Source organism: Ureibacillus massiliensis 4400831 = CIP 108448 = CCUG 49529 (assembly GCF_000772965.1).
Lineage (GTDB): Bacteria > Bacillota > Bacilli > Bacillales_A > Planococcaceae > Ureibacillus > Ureibacillus massiliensis.
The window spans coordinates 1-21283 of the sequence record NZ_JPVQ01000022.1; the positions used below are offsets into that span (position 1 = coordinate 1).

Consider the following 21283-nt stretch of genomic DNA (forward strand, 5'->3'; position numbering starts at 1 on the left):
AAAGAAAAACTATTTTCGTGTCTAAATATTTAAGGGGGCTAAAAAGAAAGATGGTGCTGAGTGGACAAAACGATCAAGTGAATGGACAAAAACCGCACGCGAATGGACAAAACTGAAGTGGGTAGACAAAACGAAGCGATGAACGGACAAAAGTTGGTGCTGAGTGGACAAAACGATCAAGTGAATGGACAAAAACCGCTCGCGAATGGACAAAACTGAAGTGAGTAGACAAAATAACAGTCGGAATGAGAAAAAAGTTGCTCGGTTAATTAAAGATTCAACATTATTTGTTATGTTACTAGTTAATATCTTGTGAAAAGAATTCGATACTCATAATTTCTTTTAACTTAGAAGTAGGCAACAGGATTTCGGATCTCAATCCTATTTTTTCTTTTTAAAAATAATAGCAATTAAAATGAATCGTTTTAGTATGGTCAATCGTAGATTAATATGAATGAACAAAGTGGTGATTAGTCTGTCATTTTTTTTCGGGCGGATAGGTAGTTGATTTGAGCACATAGTCCGATTATTGGATCACGTGCGCGTTGTTGTATGCAAATAAAATTTATTCGGGCGGATAAATCGTTGATTGGATCACATAGCCCGAGGATTAGAGCGGATACCAATCCGATTGGATCACATGCACCCTCGTTTCGGGTGGATTAAATAATTTGGAGCGGATACCAATCCGATTGGATCACATAGTCAGAGGATTGGAGCACATATCTGGTTGATTGGATCACAAGCTCCCTCGTTTCGGGCGGATAAAATTATTTGGAGCGGATACCAATTCGATTGGATCACATAGCCCGAGGACTGGAGCGCTTATCTGGTCGATTGGATCACAAGCTCCCTCGTTTCGGGTGGATAAAATTATTTGGAGCGGATACTAATCCGATTGGATCACATAGTCCGAGGATTGGAGCGCTTACCTGATTGATTGGATCACATGCTCCTCCGTTTCGGGCGGATTAAATAATTTGGAGCGGATACTAATCCGATTGGATCACATAGTCCGAGGATTAGAGCACATATCTGGTTGATTGGATCACATGCACCCTCGTTTCGGGAGGATAAAATTATTTGGAGCGGATACCAATCCGATTTGAGCACATAGTCCGAGGATTGGAGCACATATCTGGTTGATTGGATCACATGCACCCTCGTTTCGGGCGGATAAAATTATTTGGAGCGGATACCAATCCGATTGGATCACATAGCCCGAGGATTAGAGCACATATCTGGTTGATTGGATCACATGCACCCTCGTTTCGGGCGGATAAAATTATTTGGAGCGGATACCAATCCGATTGGATCACATAGCCCGAGGATTAGAGCACATATCTGGTTGATTGGATCACATGCACCCTCGTTTCGGGCGGATAAAATTATTTGGAGCGGATACCAATCCGATTGGATCACATAGCCCGAGGATTAGAGCACATATCTGGTTGATTGGATCACATGCACCCTCGTTTCGGGTGGATAAAATTATTTGGAGCGGATACCAATCCGATTGGATCACATGCTCCCTCGTTTCGGGCGGATTAAATTATTTGGAGCGGATACTAATTCGATTGGATCACATAGTCCGAGGATTGGAGCGCTTATCTGGTCGATTGGATCACATAGCCCGATGATTAGAGCGCTTATCTGATTGATTGGATCACATAGCCCGATGATTAGAGCGCTTATCTGATTGATTGGATCACATAACCAACAGATCCGACCTTTATCCAATAGTTCCAATCCCTATCAAATTAGCTGCTCACAAATCCACTCCGAAAATCAACGACAACTGCCCGTGTTACAGGATTTAAGCGAATTTATCTATCTATTTGAAATTTTTTTATTTTAGTAGAGTGATTTGATGCTTTTTTTAAAAAAGCATGGTAAACTGATTTGTGATAATGAACAATGATTTGAACCGATAGTTCAAAAGGTAAATAAAACCTGTAATTTAGCGCTTACATTTTCAAATTTTGTTCATTTTTCACAAGAATTGGGTAGTGCTTGTATACGTTTTGTACTAGCAGTCTAATTTACTTAACTGAAAAAATTTTTAAGATTGTTTAGACAAACAGTACGATGCCAGCAATATCTGATGAAAGCAGTCCAAACATTACATAATTGAAATTTGCCTACATAAGATGCATATGTCGCAAAACTAAATCACACACAAAAACTTATTGATTAGGTCTTTACGCGAACATTTTTATGGAAGTTTCCATGTATAGCTTTATTTTTAAATAAGGCTATTGCATTTCTTCCATTAAAGCTACAGACCCCATCATAAAAAGACATAGTCATTTTAATAAGCAATTTCCATTCATTTTTTGAATGATACTAGATTTTGAGATTACAATTTTAGGAGGATAACGTTTAATTATGAAGGTGAACAAATATCGTTTCGGTGGAGCGCTGTTTTTAAGTACAGCACTGCTGCTGAGTGGTTGTAATAATAATGCAGATTCAGAAGACACGACAGAAGAAGTAGTTCGCGAAATCCCTGTTGAAACAGCTGCTGTAACATTCGGTGCTTTAACGGATGACCAATTGTTAACAGGACAAATTGAAGCAGAAAATGAAGTATCAATCTTACCAAGTACTGCAGGCGAAATCACAGCTATTTATGTTAAAAAAGGTGATGTCGTAAAAGTAGGTCAGGTAATTGCTCAATTAGATAATACGAATGAGTTAAATGCCGTGAAACAAGCGGAAATTAGTGTGAAACAAGCCCAGCTTTCATTGGAAGATGCACAGAAAAGTCAATCGGATGCATTGGAAAATATTGAGTTGCAGCTTGAACAAGCACAATCAGCTTATGATACTGCAAAGGCTGATTTAGATCGCAATCAGAAGCTTTTTGATGCTGGTCTTATTTCAGAAAAGGAATTAGAGGGTTATAAATTACAAGAAAAAAATGCCCGTATCCAATTAGACCAGGTAAATTTAAGTAAAGTACAAGCAGAAAATACAATTGGTATCCAAACAGTTGAAACTTCGTTAGAACAAGCCCAGCTTTCTCTTGAATCAGCTAAGCAACGTTTAGATGACAAAGTGGTGAAAGCGACGATTTCAGGTGAAGTTACTTCTGTAGATGCAGAAGTAGGAGAAATGGCATCAGGTCAAAGTCCATTAGCAACAGTTGTTTCTATGAATACTGTTTCGCTAAATGTGAATCTTTTACAGGGTCATTTAAATTCCTTTGCAGTTGGCGATGAAATCGAAGTACAAGTGATTGGCCTAGAGGGTACATTTGAAGGTACTGTTTCATATATCTCAAGTATTAGCTCAGGCTCAGGTTTATTTACAATGGAAGTTCAAATTGACAATTCAGACAAAGTAATTAAACCGGGTATGGTAGCTTCTATTGTTATGGAAGAAGTTCTTGAACAAGATAAATTAATGGTACCAACGGAAGCAATTATTCAAAAAGAAGGTAAATCCGTTGTCTTTATCGTTCAAGATAATAAAGCGGTACAAAAAGAAGTGGAAGTTATCCGCTTCAATACCGAACTAACAGCAGTTACTGGTGAATTAAAAGAAAATGACTTAGTCGTTATATCAGGACAAAACCTCCTAAATGATGGAGATTTAGTGAAAGTCATGGAGGAGGACTAAACCTTGAAAAATTTAGTTAAAACCTCTATACAGCGTCCAGTCGGCGTCATTATGTTTGTCGTTGTCGCCCTGGTAATTGGATTTATATCTTTAACAGGTTTAAAAGTAGATTTATTCCCTAAAATGGATTTACCGATAGCGGTTGTAGCAACTAGTTATCCAGGAGGTGCCCCTCAGGAGGTAGAGGAGTTAATTTCCAAACCGATTGAGGATGCAGTAGGTACAATCGAAGGTATGGATACGATTCAATCGGTTTCTCAACAATCATCTTCTTTAGTCATTATGATGTTTGACTTTGGTCGAGACATTGAAAGTGCTATGACCGATGTGCGTGAAAAAGTGGATCAAATTTCTGGGACGTTGCCAGAGAATGCCAATGATCCAATGGTTATGCGACTTGACCCAAATGCAACTGCGGTCGTCTATGCATCGTTATCGGGTGCAGAGTTAAGTGAATTACAAGAGATTGCAGAAAACGAAGTACAACCTGCTTTAGAGCGTGCAGGTGGTGTTGCTTCTGCATCTATTTCCGGTGGGGTGGAACGCGAAATCCGCGTGAACCTTGACCAGGCGAAGCTAATGAATTTTGGCTTAACTGGCTCCCAGGTAATGAATGCGTTGGCTGGAGAAAACCGTTCTATATCAGCTGGGACAGTTGAACAAGGTGGTAAGGATGTTCAGCTACGGATTGTAGGGGAATATACTTCCATTGAAGATATCCGCAATACGCAGTTAACATTAAATAGTGGTGAAACGATTCGTGTACGAGATGTTGCGGAGGTTGTGGATACATTTAAAGAACAAACATCCGTTTCTCGTGTTAATGGGGAAGATACTTTATTGTTCTCAATTATGAAGCAATCTGATGCAAACTCAGTTGAAGTATCTACAGAAGTTCAAAAAGCTATAGATGAATTAAACGAAAAGTTTGCAGATCGTGGTTTGAAAATTAATACAGTAATGGATACGTCGACATATATTACGGATTCCATTGATTCTGTTATTAGTAACATGGTTATCGGTGGCGGTTTAGCAGCGTTAATTTTATTACTATTTTTACGTAGTATTCGTGCGACATTGGTTATTGGGATTTCTATGCCAATTGCCATTATTACGACGTTCTCGTTAATGTACTTTACTGGTGAAACATTGAACGTTATTTCCATGGGTGGTCTTGCCCTTGGTATTGGGATGATGGTGGATAGCTCCATCGTTATTTTGGAGAATATATTCCTCAAACGGCAGGAAGGTATGCCGCTTAGGGAAGCTGCTATAGAAGGTGGCGGCGAGTTAGTTGGTGCCGTTGTTGCTTCCACATTGACGACAGCCGTTGTGTTTATTCCAATCGTCTTTGTTGAAGGGATTGCAGCACAGATTTTCCGTCCATTGGCTTTAGCGGTAGTGTTCTCATTAACGGCGGCGTTGTTAGCAGCGATTACATTGATTCCGATGTTATCTTCGAAATTACTTGGTAATGTGATGATTGCCATGGATGGAGAGAAGCCAAAAGGTATTGTTAATAAACTACTAGAAGCGTTTAAAAAGGTTTATGGAAAAGTATTGAAATGGGCTTTGAAGTTCAGAAAAACAGTAATTTTAATTGTAATGGCATGTTTTGTAGGAAGCTTTGCTCTACTAGGCTCTGTGGGTGTTGAGTTTATGCCAGAAAGTGATGCAGGGCAAATCGGTATTACTGCAGAAATTCAAAGTGGCTCACAATTAGAAGAAACAGAAGAAGTTGTGAATGAAATCAATGAACGTCTTGCACAATTTGAAGACATTATTCGTGTAAGTTATGTAAGTATTGGCGGTAGTTCAAATGGTGTAAGTGCCGGTACAACCAATACCGCATCTTATATGCTTGAGTTAGTAAGTTCTAGTGAACGTGATATTACGACTAAAGAATTTATTGCACAGGTTACAGATCTTGTGGGAGATATTCCTGGAGCAGAGATTACAGTAGCTGATCAAAGTTCGGGTATGAGTACAGGGTCGCCAATTCAATTACAAATTTCTGGTGATGATCAAGATGTGTTAGGTGATTTAGCACAACAAGTAGTTTGGATGCTTGAAGATATTGATGGTACATTAAATGTAGAAAGTTCAATGTCAGAAGGGAATCCGGAAGTACAAGTTGTAGTAAATCGTGAAGTTGCAAGTGCATTTGGTCTTTCTTATCAGCAAATCATGAATGAAATTAATTTGTCCTTTAACGGTCAAGTGGCGACTTACTATAAAGAAGGCGGTTCTGAATACGATGTAACGGTTGCATTACCAAAAGAAGAAACGGAAACTGTTCGCGATTTAGAAACAATGAACATTCGTAATAATCAAGGTATGGATATTCCATTGTCCCTTGTAGCGGAATTTGTACAAGTACAGGGTCCTTCTCAAATCACACGTGTTGACCAAGTTCGTACAGTTAATGTAACGAGTGATGTTTATGGTCGTGATTTAGGAAGTGTCGCAACGGATATTCAATTAGCAGTTGAGGATTTAACCTTACCTGATGGCTATGAAATTAGTATGGGTGGGGAAACGGAACAAATGATGGAATCCTTCGGTCAACTAGCATTGGCACTATTACTAGGTATCTTCCTAGTATATATGGTCATGGCAGTGCAGTTTGAGTCCTTTGTATATCCATTCATTATCATGTTCTCGATGCCGACAATGATTATCGGTGTAATTGTGGGTCTATTTATAGTAGGTATCCCATTAAGTATGCCAGGTTTCATCGGTATAATATTACTAGCAGGGATTGTAGTAAACAACGGTATCTTACTAGTTGAGTATATTAATATTTTACGAAATAAAGGCATGGAACGTATGGAAGCCATTATCGAAGCGGGTAAAAGTCGTGTTCGTCCAATCTTTATGACGACATTAACAACTGTTCTTGCGATGATTCCATTAGCAATGGCATTAGGAGAAGGTGCGGAATCTCAACAACCAATGGCAGTCGTTGTTGTATTCGGTTTATCTGCTTCTACATTATTTACTTTAGTATTTGTTCCAGTTATGTATGTCATTATCGATAATATGGCAGTGAAAGTAAAAGGCTGGTTCGGTCCTAAAGAGAAAAAAGCGAAGAAGAAAAAGAAAAAATTCGGCTTCGGTAAACGTAAAAACGGTGATAACAGTGTTGAAGAGACAGTAGATACTAAAGATCGTTCATCAGAAGGTATTCCTGCGCTAAACACTGATGAACTTAAAGATAAAGTCGGTGTTACAAGTGATACAACTGAAATTCCAGTTGTTCCAGAAATACCAGAACAAACAGAATCAGAAACTGTAGAAAATGCTGAAGTATCCTCAAAACTTACTGATAAAAAAGTGAACAAACGAAAAGGACTATTTGGCCGTAATAAGTCCAAAGAATGATTAAAATTAATACAAATTACAAGCACCAGACGTGGGTAGATGCGTCTGGTGCTTGTTTTTTTATTTTGTGGTAAACGATTTATTCTTCTCTCTTTGATGTAATTCGTAAAGAAGTGTTTTCGTTAATAGGAACTCCTTCCTAATCGTAGTCCTATTTAATTAGGAATAACGGAGTAGAAGATGAGAGCAGTAGGTGATATCATTTGCTATTTTTTGAAAATATAATTAAATCACTTCCATTAGTAACTTCATAGATTAGTAAAGTCATATTTTTATCACTTCCAACAGATTCCGCTCAGATATCTAGAAGAATATTAATTAAGATTCAAACAGGTGGTAATTAGAAATTACTAAATTTCGCCAGTGCTTTATAAACTGAAACAATATAGACAAAAAAGTAAAAAAATAATATTATAAAGAAGTAATAGGTACTTTTTTCTTCTTGTAAAAATCTAGTTATAAGGACTTTATACCTAATGTAATTAATTATTTAATTATGGTTTATTAGCTATAATTTAGTAATTTGATTTATCTGAATAGTTGAATTTACGAAATAATATTAGAAATCTATCTATGTATGCTTTAGTACATAAATTGTTCGTAAATTCGTTATTGTATGATAATGATAAATTTATGTTTTGGGGTATGAGCGGATACTCGAAAATATCGAAAGGGGGATAAAAAATGACTCGAAAAACTACATATGATGGAATGTCAGTAAAAACAAGACAAAATATACCTTACCACTTTTCAAAACATAAGATCAAAGGAGAAATTCTAAAAATAACTGAAGAAAAGAAAATGACATCTGAAGAACAAGTAGAATTCTTATATGCTGTTATTCAAGAACAAGCTATTGATTTAGAAAAGTTAAGAAAACGAGAATTAAAGCAAAATTATGAAATTGAAAAGTCAAAACTATTTAATAAATTAGTTCATTGTTATGAAAAGAAAGTCGATATTGCAGTGGATCGTGAATTAAAGAATCACTATTTTGAATTGCGAGAGATCATAAAAGAAATGGTTAAAGTAGATCGACAATTTGAGAAGTTTGCAGTGATTTTGGATGATTTGAAATAAGGTTGCCCCAATGTCACGTAATATATCTACAGACAAAATAGCATTTACAGGAGAATGATAGACATGATTAACACTAAAGAATTAACAGAACCTTTCGCAGAAAAGAAATCGGTGGACAATCAAATAATTGAAGATGCAATGCGTACGATTTTAAATGAGTTAGGAGAAGATATCCATCGTGAAGGGTTATTAGATACGCCGAAACGTGTTGCGAAAATGTATCGAGAAGTATTTCAAGGAGTAGGTATTGATCCAGAAATCGCATTAACAACTACCTTTGCAGAAGACTATGAAGGCATTGTAACTGTAAAAGATATTACATTCTACACGTTCTGTGAGCATCACATAATACCGTTCTTTGGTAAAGCGCATATCGGATACATTCCAAATGGTCGTGTTGTCGGCTTATCTAAATTTGCAAGATTAGTAGAATTAACTTCACAGCGTCCACAAGTACAAGAGCGTATGACAACTCAAATTGCGAATGCAATTGAAAATGTACTACAGCCAAAAGGTGTTATCGTCACTCTTGAAGCAGAACATCTTTGTATGTGTGCAAGAGGCGTAAAAAAACCAGGAACAAAAACGGTTACGACAATTAAAAAAGGTTTATTTGCATCTGATGTTTCTCTATGTGAAGAGTTTGAAAGATCAATTTCTAGAGATTAATAGGAGGAATATCCAATGCTTTATTTATCAAGAAGGGTAGATTTCTCTGCCACTCATACATACAACATCCCGAGTTGGAGTAAAGAACTGAATAGACAAGTATTTGGAAAATGTAATAACCCTAATGGTCATGGACATGACTACAAGCTTGAGGTAATGGTGCGTGGAAAATTGAACATGGAATCAGGAATTGTGGTTAATACAACAGACATTAAACATATCGTAAATACTTTTTTAGCAGAAGAACTTGATGGGAAATTTTTAGATAGAGAACACCCGTATTTTATCCGAAACTTGCCTACAACAGAGAATTTAGTAAATTACATTTGGAATTCTTTAAAGGATAAAATGGAGGGCTGTGAACTCTATCAACTGCGCCTACACGAAAACCATTATTTACATGCCGAAAGGAAGATTAATGAAATGACTTATTTAACGAGACAATACCATTTCTCTGCTGCTCATAGATTACATAGCATCCACCTTTCTGATGAGGAAAACGTAAAGCTATTCGGAAAATGCAACAATCCAAACGGCCATGGTCACAATTATTATGTGGATGTTCAAGTAAAAGGCGAACCTTCTAAAGAAACGGGAATGATTATTAACTTAGCAGATTTAGATGAAATCGTTGAACGTGAAATAATGGATAAATTTGATCACATGAATTTAAATCTGGATACAGAAGAATTTAAAGAATTAAATCCAACATCGGAAGTAGTGGCAATGGTGTTTTATAACTTACTCAAACCACATATCCCAAATTTGCATAAAATCGGGCTATGGGAGACTGAAAAAAATTACTTTGAATATTTAGGTGAGGACGATTATGGCATTTAATACAGACATCCTTAAAGGAAAAAATATCGCAATAGCAGGTGCTTCGAAAGGAATTGGTAAAGAAACAGCCAAACTTCTTTCATCACTAGGTGCCAACTTACTATTAGGGGCAAGAACTTTAGATGCTCTTATCGAGGTGTCCGCTAACCAATCAAATAAAGTGGTACATCAATTTTTAGATGTAACAAATGAAGACTCTGTAAGAAATTTTGTTGAACTTGGAATATCAGAATTCGGTGAAATCGATGCACTCGTTAATTGTTCTGGATATGGTACTTTCAATTCATTTTTAGAGCTTTCAACAGAAGAATTCGATCGAATGATTTCTGTCAATTTAAGAGGAACATTTTTAACTTCAAAATATTTTGCGAAACATATGGTGAAAAACAAACGAGGACAAATTATTAATATTAACTCAATTGCTGGGGAGACGGTGCTTGAGGGGAATGCAGGATATTCTTCTTCAAAATTTGGCCTACTAGGATTGTCCAAGGTGATGCAGTTAGAACTAAGAAAACAAGGAGTATATGTAACTTCTGTTCTTCCTGGTTCAACAAGTACTTCTTTTTGGGATCACATTGAAAATCACCCAGATAAATCAAAGATGATTCCACAGGATGTTGTTGCAAAACATATCGTTTCAATCTTATGCCAACCAGAAGGAGTGGTCGTTGAAGAAGTAACCATTACACCACCTTTAGGGATACTTTAGTTTAGGGAGTGGATAACAATGAATCCGCTACTCAGTCGATTTTTTGGAGGTAACGAAAAACAAGAAGTTCAAGAAATCCCTATAATTCCTAAAACGATTCATTCTTTAGAAGAGCATCAAAGAATTTCAGTTGTTGGATGGATTGCGAATAAATTAGGACAGCTCATTGGAGTAGAACATTGCGATGACGGACAATTAATGGTGGATGTTTTAAGTAAAGACTTTACCGAATTAGATCAGGAGAATCAAGAAGAGTATCTTTTTTTTCTCGCTAATTCCCTCGTTACTTGGATTGAAAAGGATGAGGACGTTTATTTCAACATTAAAATGATGCAATTAGATTCCAACTATCACAAACATTTATTAGAAGTGTATGAGTTAGTGAAATCTTATGACAACATCTACTTTAACAAAAAGAATCCGCTTATACAGGACATTAGCGAAGATGATAAGGAATGGGAAATATATCGAGATGTCCTTCATGCTGCAAGTAGTAGGAAATTTTTAATGGTAAAAGATGAGGAGCTTGAGCAATACAGGAACGATGAGCTTCTACTAGATGAACCTGTTGAAACAAAGGAAGACATTCCTTTAGTAAGAAATAAAGCGAAAACTAAGCTACAGGAAATAGAGGTACCTTCGAGTAAAATTGCTAGCTACGTGTTATTAATATCTGAAGCGATTACCAATATGATCAAACATGCTAACGGTGGTCGTCTGAAAATTACAAAGAACGAAAAATCTATTCATTTTTTAATTGAGGACCGGGGTTCGGGTTTTCCTTTAAAAATATTACCTTATACAGTACTGATGTCTGGATATTCAACGAAGAAATCCTTAGGACAAGGGTTCACATTAATGCTAAAACTATCATCTCGAGTTCTTTTGAAAACTTCGTCAACTGGTTCAACAATCGTGCTTATTTTAGAAGAAGAAGAGTAAATAAAGAGAGTTTTATAAATGATTTTTAAATAGAAAACACTATAGTGATAGTGGAAATGATATTTTGATTTTACATGCGAAGGATATTGTTAAAAGGAGGAATAGTTCAATGAATTTTAATGATTTTTGTACGACGATGTTCGATCTACTGGAAAGAGAACCCATCATAGTTTCGGAAAATACAGTGCTTCGAGATGACCTAGATGTAGATTCACTTCAAATGGTTAATCTCGCAACAAGCTTGGCAGATCATTATCTTATCCCTTTTAGTTTATTTATTGAGAAAGCAGACAAGATTGGCACAGTTGGTGGACTATTCGAGATTGTTAAAGAAGGTGCAACATATGAAGTTATACAATAAAGTGCTAGCTGATATAGAAGAAAATACAATTTCTTTAACTACTTTTGATAGTCGATTCACAGCTGGTGAATTGCGAGATGCTGTTTCAAAGTATGAGGAATTACTACGTCCCTATAACGTAGTGGGAAAAAGAATTGCAATTTTAGTACCAGCAATACAGCAATTTCTACCTCTTTTCTTTGCAATAAATAAACTGAAAGGAACAGTCGCTCCTCTAAGCTGGCAATTTAGAAAAGAAGATTTGAATAATGTGATCGATTTTCTTAACCCCCATATTATTTTTACGGTAAACGAACATAATGGTTTTTCATTCTCAGAAGTGATTCAAGGTTGGGCGAGTGAGAAAGGAAATGAGACGTTAATCTTTACATCGGAAAATTGTAGCGATTGGCATCTCACAAATTTCCAAGGAGCAACTAAAAAGCTAGAAACAATCCCAGGTCGGTTTATCACATTTACTTCTGGTAGTACAGGAACACCTAAAGGATTAATTTATAAAGAAGAAATCATGGACTATTCCTACGAACAGTTATCGAAAGTAATGAAACTGGATAATAAAGATAATGTTTTTGTCTATGCATCCACAAGCACCGTTTTGGGGATTATTTCCATGAGTTCAGTATTAATGGCGAATGCAAATTTACTTGTGGCAAATGAGTTTGATTTAGTAAAAATTATCCAAAGGATGGAAGACACTCAGTGTAATAAGTTTATTACGACGCCTTCCATATTTAAAGCATTATACAATTTCGCAAGCAAGCTTAACCCGAAAGTATTAACCAATTTAGAAGTCGTTTGTCTTGTAGGCGAGAAGATACCAGACAATTACGTAAATCCATTCCCTCTATTAGAACAATGTATATTTGTTTCTCACTATGGTAGCTCAGAGACAGGCGCTGTTGGGAATGTATATCTTAAGAAGGATTCTAAAGATTTGGAGTATACATTGATTAATGAAGCCGAGGCAAAGTCAGTTGAAGGTGAGCTATATGTGAAAACAGGAGCGATGTTTACTGAATACTTCGGAAACCCTACATTAACAAATGAAGTTTTCGAAGACGGTTGGTATAAGATGGGAGACTTAGTTGAATTTTTAGATGATCAAGTCTTTAAAATCATCGGTAGGAAAAAGGACATTATTAAAAAAAGTGGTCAACAGGTCGTTTCTGCTGAAGTAGAACAGATTTTACACCGAATGGAAGAAGTTCAAAGTGTTGCTGTAATCGGCGCACCACACGAGGTCTTTGGAGAACAAATCGTTGCATTTGTCGTTTCTGAAAATTTAACTGCTGCAGATATTCGTACATATTGCTTAGGGAAAATCTCATCCTATAAAGTTCCTGACAAAATCATATTTTTAGAGGAACTGCCCTTAAATCAAGGGAAAGTAGATAAGTTAAAGCTAAGAACACATTTTGCAGAACAGCAATTAACATAATCGTGTAATAGATGATTTCTTTTAAGAAGTGTTTGAGAAGAAGAGAAAGATGATGGTGAAAAAATGGAAAAGTCTCTTGGGAAAATGTCGACGGATGTCATTATTGAGAAAACAATTTTTACAAGTGTTATGGATAACGGATTTTGGGATCGTTGGATTGTCCATGGAATCGATGAAGCATTCATTAAAGAAAATAAAACTAAAATGATCAATGTAGATGGCTGGACAAAAACGTTATCAGATAAAGCAGAAGAGTATTCAAAACTAGCGGAAAAATTTGAAGAAGCAGGGGACAAGCTTCAAGCAGAACAAAATTATCGTAAAGCGGGTATTTATTATAATCTCGTTCAATGGGTGTTTCCTGAGCCAGCTGGTAAGAGAGCTGAATGGTATGAACGCTGCTTAGAAGCGTTTCGATTTGCAGATCTTGCGTCGGAGGATGAAATCATCCATCATACATTGACGATTAATGAAAAAAATTATGGTGGACGTATTCGAATTCCGAATAGAGAAGTTGAAGGGGTTGTCATTCTTGTGATGCCAACCGATTCAACAAAAGAAGAATTCTATTTGTATGAACAGGATTTTGCTGAAGAGGGATTTGTAGTTATTAGTTTTGATGGAACAGGTCAAGGGGAAACATTACTAATCCATGGACATAAGGCAGATATTGAGACATGGGAGCAGTTCATGAATGGGGTAGTCCATTTTGCATCGGCGCAGTTCCCAAATCTATCGATCAATTTATTTGGTACAAGCTCTGGTGGTGCATGGGCAATGGAAGGTAGCCGAAATTCGCTCGTATCGAAAACGGCAGTTGTTAGTCCACCACCAAAGTTTAAAAATAACGTTCGACTTCCTGATTACTTTAGAGAGCGTATGAACAATATGTTAGTTGATTTTGATAAAGGCTCATTACCATTATTTCAACATGCAGAGGAAATTGACGACATCGTGGTATTTCACGGTGGAAAGGATTTATTAGTTATTGAAGATGAATTGAAGGAGCTATTTAATCAATTCTCCCCAGAAAAACGATTCATTACTTATGAAGAAGAGGCGCATTGCTGTAACTATAAATTAGGGGAAATTCGTCACAGAACAGCTGAATGGTTTAAGGGGAGAAACATCCATGAAATTTAACGATTTTTGTGAGACTTTATTCAATCTATTGGAAAGAGAACCTGTACCAGTTTCAAATTCTATGAATCTTAGAGACGAATTAGATGTGGATTCACTACAAATGGTCAATCTTGCAACAAGTATAGCAGATCATTATGAAATTCCTTTTCGTTTATTTATAGAAAATGCCGATAAAATTGGTACGGTTGGTGGTTTATACGAAATTGTGTTGGAGGGGGCATCTATGTGAGTCTATACGAGAATATCTTAGCAGGCTTAGATAGAAAAAAAGAATCATTAGTTACTTTAGAAAAATGTTTTACAGCAGGTGAATTGCAAGATGCTGTATTTAAATATGAGATGATGTTAAGTCCTTTTAACTTAGAGGGAAAAAGAGTCGCCCTTTTAGTTCCAACTATTTCTGAATTTCTACCATTATTTTTTGCGGTGAATAAACTGAAAGGTACCGTTTCTCCTTTGAGTTTGCAACTAAGAAAAGGGGACTTGTTAAATGTTTTGGATTTCCTAGATCCACATGTTGTATTTTCTGTAAATGATCATTCAGGATTTGCTTTCTCAGAAGTTGTAACAAATTGGGCAAGTGGTATGAATCGAGAAGCATTAATCTTCACATCAGATGATTGCACAAATTGGGAAGTGGAGATCTTTCATGGAAGCTGTAAACCATTACAGTCTCAATTAGGAGGATTTATTACTTTTACTTCAGGTAGTACTGGTACTCCAAAGGGTGTCGTTTTTAAAGATGAGGTCCTACAATATGGCTATGACAGACTGTTGGATGCCATGAAATTAGAACCTTCTGATACTGTTTTTGTTTACACAGCACCGAGTACGCTCTATGGTGTTTCATCGATGAATGCAATGTTAAAGGTAGGCGCAACATTGGTTACAGCTGATGACTTTGATTTAGTTAAGATGATTCACACAATGAAAAAAGCAAAGTGCAATAAGATTACTACAACTCCATCAATCTTTAAATCTTTATATAACTTTGCTAGTCGATTAGATGAAGAGGTTGTAAAAAATTTAGAATTAGTATGTGTGATTGGTGAGAAAGTACCTGCTAATTTTAAAAGTTATTTTCCATTAATGGAAAGTTGTACGTTTTTATCACATTACGGTAGCTCGGAATCTGGTTCTCTAGCAAATGCTTATATGAATAAGGATGCCGAAGAATTACTATTTACAATGCCAAAGGAAGTAGATTGTAAAACAGTAGACGGGGAATTGTTTGTGAAGTCAGGTGGATTATTTACAGAATACTATCAAAATCCAATTTTAACAGCAGAAGTGTTAGAAGACGGTTGGTTTAAAATGGGTGACTTAGTTGAATTTATTGATCAACACACATTCAAGATTGTAGGTAGGAAGAAGGATGTCATTAAAAAAGGTGGCGTTCAAGTAATAACAAGTGAAGTGGAACAAATTCTCAGTCAAATAGACGGTGTAAAAGGTGTTGCTGTAGTTGGTTCTCCGCATGAAGTTTTTGGCGAACAAATTGTTGCATTTATCATTGCTGATGGCATCACATCAAAAGATATCCGCTCTTATTGCGCGGGAAATTTTTCTTCCTATAAAATACCGGATAAGATGATTTTTATTGATGAATTCCCTTTAATAAATGGAAAAGTAGATAAGATGAAACTGAAATCCCAATTAAGTAGAGGATAACAATAATATGAAAAAAATAAAAAAAACAAGAAAAAGTACTTTAAATAGGCAGTTTGTCAGCAGAATGCTTATCGTGCTTTTAATTATATTAAGTTCTTCTGGTTTTATTCAGTATTTATATTTAAGTAAAAAGGTAAATTCTGATGTAACTGTTGAAGCATATAAAGTAGCTCAAAGTATTGAGCAAGGTTTGATAGAAACACATGAGGCATCAAAAGCAATTGAACTTCAACTAGACTTAAAGCTTAAACTAATCGCCCAGCATATTAGTGATCGATTAGGAGATAGACCTATAACTGAGATAACGAATGAAGAGTTAGTAGCTCTAAGCAAAGAATTTAATATTGCGGGAATTTCCCTATTCGAAGAACAGGCAGAAGGAGATATTGTTGGTGTCAAATCAACTGCACGAAGTGATATAGGATTTAGTTTTAAGAAGTTTCTTGGTGAAGAATCCCATGGGTATCAAACCGTATATAAGCTACTAAAGGGTGAGGAAATTGACGTTACTTATGAGACATATGTAGATGAAACGACGGTTGTTTTACCTATTGCACCATCGGGATCACACAACGATACCCCAACATTTTTTAAATATGGATATTATGTTGCTCCAGATAAAAATTACATTATCAATCCATTCTTTGAGGCAAATGAGGTATATCATTTTACACAAGATGTTGGACCAAGTGCATGGATTAAGACCGTATTAGAATCAAATGATTATGTAGAAGAAGTAGCGGTTTTAACACCGGAAGTTTACGCTGATCCATCATTATTAGATATTACAACTGAACTTTGGAAAAAAATTGAGTATGGTGCATTCGATTCTGAGACTGAAAAAGATAGAGCAACAGTATCTAGTTTTCTTGAAAAGCCTGAAAGAGTTTCTTATATCGAAAAGCAAGGTGAGAAGACTTATTACAAAATGTTTATTCCGACAGATGATGGAAAAGTCATTTATGTAGGATTAGATTATGATCATATGAGCGCACCATTAAAAAATATGTCATTAATACTTCTAGGATTTAGTTTTATTTCATTATTAGCGTTATTTATTTTATCAACAAGATTCTTTGGGAAAATCTATAAAAACATCCAGGTCATTATTTCTCAAATTAAAACACTTGAGTCAGGAGACTTTACTTCTCAAAGTGAGATCAAGGATAACGGTGAATTAGGAGACTTATCTGCTAGTGCCAATCGAATGACGGTTACACTAAAGGATGTTTTAAAGGATACAACGAAGCAAGCTTCAAAGGTGCAAACGTTGTCTTCTCAGTTAAATAATGAAGCAAATGAAACTGTTGAAAAGGTTTATGAAATTTCAATTGACCTAACATCTAAAGCTCGAGATGATGCATTTGAAATTATGGATTTCTTAGATATGGTAGAAAAAACCTTACAATCAGTGTCAAAAACAGAAGATGTCGAGTCTCTATTAAATCGAATAGAGAAAGTTCGAGCTCTTACAAATGATCGTTCACAATCAGCGACGGAGATTACTATTACTCTTTCAGATTTAATCAAATCATTACAGGAACAATCAATGGAGCTGTCTGAAATCTCAAATGTACTCTTCAAAAATATGTATAAGTTTAAACTTAAATAGGAGTGTCCAGCATGCTTTTAACAGTAGAAAGTTTTACAGAAGAGTTTAAGCAAGTTTTTCAATTAAAAGGGATATTGGATTTCTCAACTGTTGATCATTTTGATTTCTACCAAAATATAAGTGAATCTGTTAGGGAAATAGAAGTTGATTTTACTCATCTAGAATTTATCGATTCAACTGGAATTGGTGCGATATTATCAATTCTTCATCGTGCAGCTAGTTTAAATGCAAAGGTTAACTTCAGTGGGATGTCTAAGGATACCATTGATCTGTTTGAAACGATTGGCGTGTTCGATATAAAAAAATCTCTTCTAGATGGGAATGATCATCATGTTTAAAAGAGGATTAGTTCAAGATCATCAATTGCTTGATCCGCAGATTAAAACACTAGAACGAGAAATAAATTTGGCGAAAAATATCCAAACGAAATTATTAAATGGTGAGAGGCCAAAACTAGAGAATAGTGAAGTTTTAGGTATCTCAATACCTGCTAGGTTAATAGGGGGGGACTATTTTGATTTTTACCCCCTTCCTAATGGGAAGATTCGAATTGTAATTGGTGATGTAATGGGGAAAGGAATTCCTGCTGCCATGCTGATGATACTGACACGTGGCGCATTTCGGACAGCAGCAGAGTCAACAAAGGGTCCAGGTGAAACTTTAACGGCAATGAATAATGCACTTTATCGAGATTTGAGAATACTTAATTCATTTGTAACTGTATTTTGTGCTGATTGGGATTCGACAACGTGGACTTTTTCTTATGCTAGTGCCGGTCATTCATTACCAGAGGTTATAAGAAAAGATACGACTCAATTTGATATACCTTCTGTTCGAGGAATCATGCTTGGTGGATTACCTAATCAAGTATATAAAGAAGAAAAAGTAACTTTAGCTGAAGGTGATCTAGTTTTCTTATATACAGATGGAATTGTGGAAGCAGTTAATAAAGCGAATGAAATGTATAAAGTGGATCGTTTGAAAGATGTATTGAGATCAGTCGTGTCTAAGAATATAAAGACGATTGAAGAAACGGTGATTGAGGATATAAAAGTTTTTACTGAAGGATTACCACAACGGGATGATATAACGATGGTTCTTTTAAAAATTGGGAAGGAAAGCTCAGAGATATCCAGTTATAATGCCCCGCTAGTGTAATGAGAGGAGGATGGATATGGGTGAATTAATTACATCGAAGGGTAAAAATGCAAAAGAGGCTGTTGATTTGGCTTTATCGTTATTAGGTAAGGATATTTCTGAGGTGGAAATAGAGATATTAAAACATGAGGAAAAAAGTTTTTTAGGGTTAAAATCTAAGCCAGCTGTCGTTCGGGTCAAAGTAAAAGATGAAGTCATGTTAATAGAAGATGAACTGAACGAGTCCAGTCACCTTGTAACGGATAATGATATTGATTCCGCGTCCCAATCGATTGAAGAATTCCTATCATCAATAGAGAACGAATCGCAGAATACGGATGTAAATTTCAATCTTGATCCCTTTGAAATTGAAAATCTTCGAGGGAAAGCTTGGATCATTGATGGAAAGATTTATTGCAAAGATGCGGGAAATAAATATCCATTAATCGAACCATCTAAAGATGTACGTATATTTAAAAACGGTATGTTAATTCAATCAACAGAAATTATTACTGAAACAGATGTTTTCAAAATTGAAGCTCCTTCTGAAGAAATATTACCGTCTTGGGAGCTTTCGATAAGTAAAGATAAATTAGAAGTTCGTTTACAGATTAAAGTCGGTAAAAAAATAAGCTATACACCAATCGATTTAGAGCCTAGTGATTATCTAAAAATCGAAACAGTTAAAGCCATTACTCCTCTTACAATTCAACTAAGTGAAGTTTTAAATAAATTGAAAGAATTAAGAGTAGTGCATGGCATCGATTACACGGAGATTAATAAAGCCTGTGCCACAGAAGAAGATGGGGATTATATCATTGCAAAGGGTACACCAGCAACTCAAGGAAAGAATGGTACCTTCCAGCTTTTTAATGATATTGAAGTAAAGAAGCAATTAAAAGAGCGTGTAGATGGGTCTGTTGATTTTAGAGAAACGCGAGAATTTCCTTCAGTACATTTTGGTCAAATTATTGGTGAAGCCATGCCGCCAATCGAAGGGAAGTCCGGCATGGATGTTACGGGAACAGTAATCGAACCAGAAGCTGTATATCCAATTATATTAAAAGCAGGTACTGGTGTCATTCTTGTAGATAATTCTAAAGTCGTTTCAACAGAAACTGGTTATCCCGAAGTGAAAATAGTTGGACAGTTAGCAACTGTTTCCGTAGTTCCTAAACTAGTCATTCAGCATGATGTCACAATAGAAACTGGCAATGTTCATTATCTAGGTGCGGTAGAAGTTAAAGCATCCATCCAAGATAATATGACAGTGGAAGCAAAGGGAAATATTAAAGTTGGTAGTAACGTTATTCGAGCGAAAGTCTTATCCGGTAAATCTATTATTGTAGAAAATAATATTATCGCCAGCAGCTTAACTTCTGGGAATGGAATTTTACAAAAGCTAGAATTATCGAAAGAACTATTACGCTTTTCTAAAGGTTTGAAAAATTTGATTGTCGCAATGAAACAATTGTCACAAGCGTCGGCATTTAAAGTCCAATCTCTAAATGTCACAGGTCTTGGTCCACTTGTGAAAATTCTTTTTAATAGTAAATTTAAAGATATGCCACCATTGATAAATTCAATCGTAAATAGAACAAGAGAGTATTCCTCAATCTTGGAAAGTGATTGGATTGATTTTGCAGAATTAATCAATAAAGAATTTATTGCTTTTCATCAATCTTCGTTAAAAAATGAAGAAGATTTAGAACGTATTGTAAGTCAAGCGGAATCCTTGTACTTACCAGTGATGGATGAAAATGAGGCGGAATCTACTTTTATAAGAGCGAATTTTGTTCAAAGTAGTGATTTATATTCAAGTGGAGATATACTGATTACGGGCCAGGGCGTCTATAGCTCGAAATTGTATGCACGAAAAAATATAAAAATAAACGGTTTTGTTCGTGGTGGGGACATTTATGCTGAAAATAGTGTCATCATTAACGAAGTTGGCTTCCGAGCAAGTTCTTATGTAAAAATCAATGTATCGAAAGATGGTTATATCAAGATTAAAAGTGCTTCACCCAACACAATTATCCAAGTTGGCGGTCAGTCTCAAATTTTATATAATCCAGCAAAGAACATTGATGCAAGATTAGATCAGTATGGCAACTTAGTTATATCAAAGGAGGAATAACATGTTCCGGTTTAATGTACAAGATGAACATGAAAAGACCGTTATTCATTTCGATGGAGATTTAGACATTGAAGCAACAGAAGTCATTGAAGGCGAATTAATGAATGAAATAACTCATACTTCAGAATTAGTGGAGCTAAATTTTAAAAATATCGACTTCGTAGATTCTTCTGGGATTGGGTTATTAATTACTTTAATATCTGTATTAAAAGATTCAGAAAAAAAGCCGACAATCACAAATATTAATGAAGATGTCAAAGTCGTTTTTGAATTACTCCAATTAGAAGAAATATTAGGCAAAGATGTAGTAAACGTTTAACATTTAAACAATCATGTGCATATGGGGATATATTTTCGGAGAAGTTGAAATTTTGACTTCTCTTTTTTTGCGTGGGTTTGGGATAGTTGGTGTGCCGTAGAAATCGAGGGATTGGACAAGAGTTGGATGTAGGCGGAAATTTGCGGTGCTGGTGGGTTTGCTTGCGAATAAAGTTTGGAGTGCTGGAGGTTTGCGGATGAATAAAGCTGGAGAT

18 protein-coding genes are annotated in these 21283 nt (G+C 35.8%); 17 read left to right on the forward strand and 1 reads right to left on the reverse strand.

Going from position 1 to position 21283, the window contains the following annotated elements; translation table 11 throughout:
- Window positions 1-1521: 1521 nt before the first annotated feature.
- Window positions 1522-1740 (reverse strand): hypothetical protein, encoded by a 219-nt coding sequence (locus CD30_RS20140; RefSeq protein ID WP_141096057.1) that lies wholly within the window; start codon window positions 1738-1740, stop codon window positions 1522-1524.
- A 648-nt stretch (window positions 1741-2388) separates the two neighbouring features.
- Here CD30_RS20140 and CD30_RS11960 point away from each other — a divergent pair.
- From CD30_RS11960 to CD30_RS12040, 17 genes are all read left to right on the forward strand, one after another.
- Complete coding sequence (locus tag CD30_RS11960) at window positions 2389-3624, forward strand: efflux RND transporter periplasmic adaptor subunit (RefSeq protein WP_036177227.1); 1236 nt, start codon at window positions 2389-2391, stop codon at window positions 3622-3624.
- Window positions 3625-3627: 3 nt separating this feature from the next.
- Window positions 3628-7008, forward strand: coding sequence for an efflux RND transporter permease subunit (locus CD30_RS11965; RefSeq protein ID WP_268871088.1), 3381 nt, complete (start codon window positions 3628-3630; stop codon window positions 7006-7008).
- Between the two features lie 684 nt (window positions 7009-7692).
- Entirely contained in the window at window positions 7693-8088 is a 396-nt protein-coding gene (locus CD30_RS11970; protein WP_036177228.1) for a hypothetical protein, read from the forward strand.
- Between the two features lie 63 nt (window positions 8089-8151).
- Window positions 8152-8757 carry a GTP cyclohydrolase I FolE gene (gene folE / locus CD30_RS11975; protein WP_052126178.1) on the forward strand — a complete coding sequence of 202 codons (606 nt, stop codon included), beginning with the start codon at window positions 8152-8154 and terminating at the stop codon, window positions 8755-8757.
- 15 nt (window positions 8758-8772) lie between these two features.
- Window positions 8773-9597 (forward strand): 6-carboxytetrahydropterin synthase, encoded by an 825-nt coding sequence (locus CD30_RS11980; RefSeq protein ID WP_036177229.1) that lies wholly within the window; start codon window positions 8773-8775, stop codon window positions 9595-9597.
- On the forward strand, window positions 9587-10309 hold the full coding sequence (locus CD30_RS11985; protein WP_036177230.1) for an SDR family oxidoreductase: 723 nt from the start codon (window positions 9587-9589) through the stop codon (window positions 10307-10309). Before CD30_RS11980 ends, CD30_RS11985 begins: the two co-directional genes overlap by 11 nt.
- Window positions 10310-10327: 18 nt before the next feature.
- Entirely contained in the window at window positions 10328-11251 is a 924-nt protein-coding gene (locus CD30_RS19550) for an ATP-binding protein (RefSeq protein ID WP_052126179.1), read from the forward strand.
- Window positions 11252-11360: 109 nt separating this feature from the next.
- The gene (locus CD30_RS11995; RefSeq protein ID WP_036177231.1) at window positions 11361-11612 is read left to right on the forward strand and encodes an acyl carrier protein; all 252 of its coding nucleotides are present in this window, start codon (window positions 11361-11363) and stop codon (window positions 11610-11612) included.
- A complete protein-coding gene (locus CD30_RS12000; RefSeq protein WP_036177233.1) occupies window positions 11596-13050 on the forward strand; it encodes a class I adenylate-forming enzyme family protein in 1455 nt (484 codons plus the stop codon). Before CD30_RS11995 ends, CD30_RS12000 begins: the two co-directional genes overlap by 17 nt.
- Before the next feature lie 63 nt (window positions 13051-13113).
- Complete coding sequence (locus tag CD30_RS12005; RefSeq protein ID WP_036177235.1) at window positions 13114-14193, forward strand: serine aminopeptidase domain-containing protein; 1080 nt, start codon at window positions 13114-13116, stop codon at window positions 14191-14193.
- Window positions 14183-14422, forward strand: coding sequence for an acyl carrier protein (locus CD30_RS12010; protein ID WP_036177237.1), 240 nt, complete (start codon window positions 14183-14185; stop codon window positions 14420-14422). The genes CD30_RS12005 and CD30_RS12010 overlap by 11 nt, the downstream gene beginning before the upstream one ends.
- Complete coding sequence (locus CD30_RS12015; RefSeq protein WP_036177238.1) at window positions 14419-15864, forward strand: class I adenylate-forming enzyme family protein; 1446 nt, start codon at window positions 14419-14421, stop codon at window positions 15862-15864. Before CD30_RS12010 ends, CD30_RS12015 begins: the two co-directional genes overlap by 4 nt.
- 7 nt (window positions 15865-15871) lie before the next feature.
- On the forward strand, window positions 15872-17476 hold the full coding sequence (locus tag CD30_RS12020) for a methyl-accepting chemotaxis protein (protein WP_036177239.1): 1605 nt from the start codon (window positions 15872-15874) through the stop codon (window positions 17474-17476).
- Window positions 17477-17487: 11 nt separating this feature from the next.
- Complete coding sequence (locus CD30_RS12025) at window positions 17488-17814, forward strand: STAS domain-containing protein (protein ID WP_036177240.1); 327 nt, start codon at window positions 17488-17490, stop codon at window positions 17812-17814.
- Entirely contained in the window at window positions 17807-18634 is an 828-nt protein-coding gene (locus CD30_RS12030; RefSeq protein WP_036177241.1) for a PP2C family protein-serine/threonine phosphatase, read from the forward strand. Before CD30_RS12025 ends, CD30_RS12030 begins: the two co-directional genes overlap by 8 nt.
- A 16-nt stretch (window positions 18635-18650) precedes the next feature.
- Window positions 18651-20750 (forward strand): flagellar assembly protein A, encoded by a 2100-nt coding sequence (locus CD30_RS12035; protein ID WP_036177243.1) that lies wholly within the window; start codon window positions 18651-18653, stop codon window positions 20748-20750.
- Window position 20751: 1 nt separating this feature from the next.
- Window positions 20752-21069: an STAS domain-containing protein gene (locus CD30_RS12040; protein ID WP_036177245.1), complete on the forward strand. Its 318-nt coding sequence runs from the start codon at window positions 20752-20754 to the stop codon at window positions 21067-21069.
- Window positions 21070-21283 lie beyond the last annotated feature (214 nt).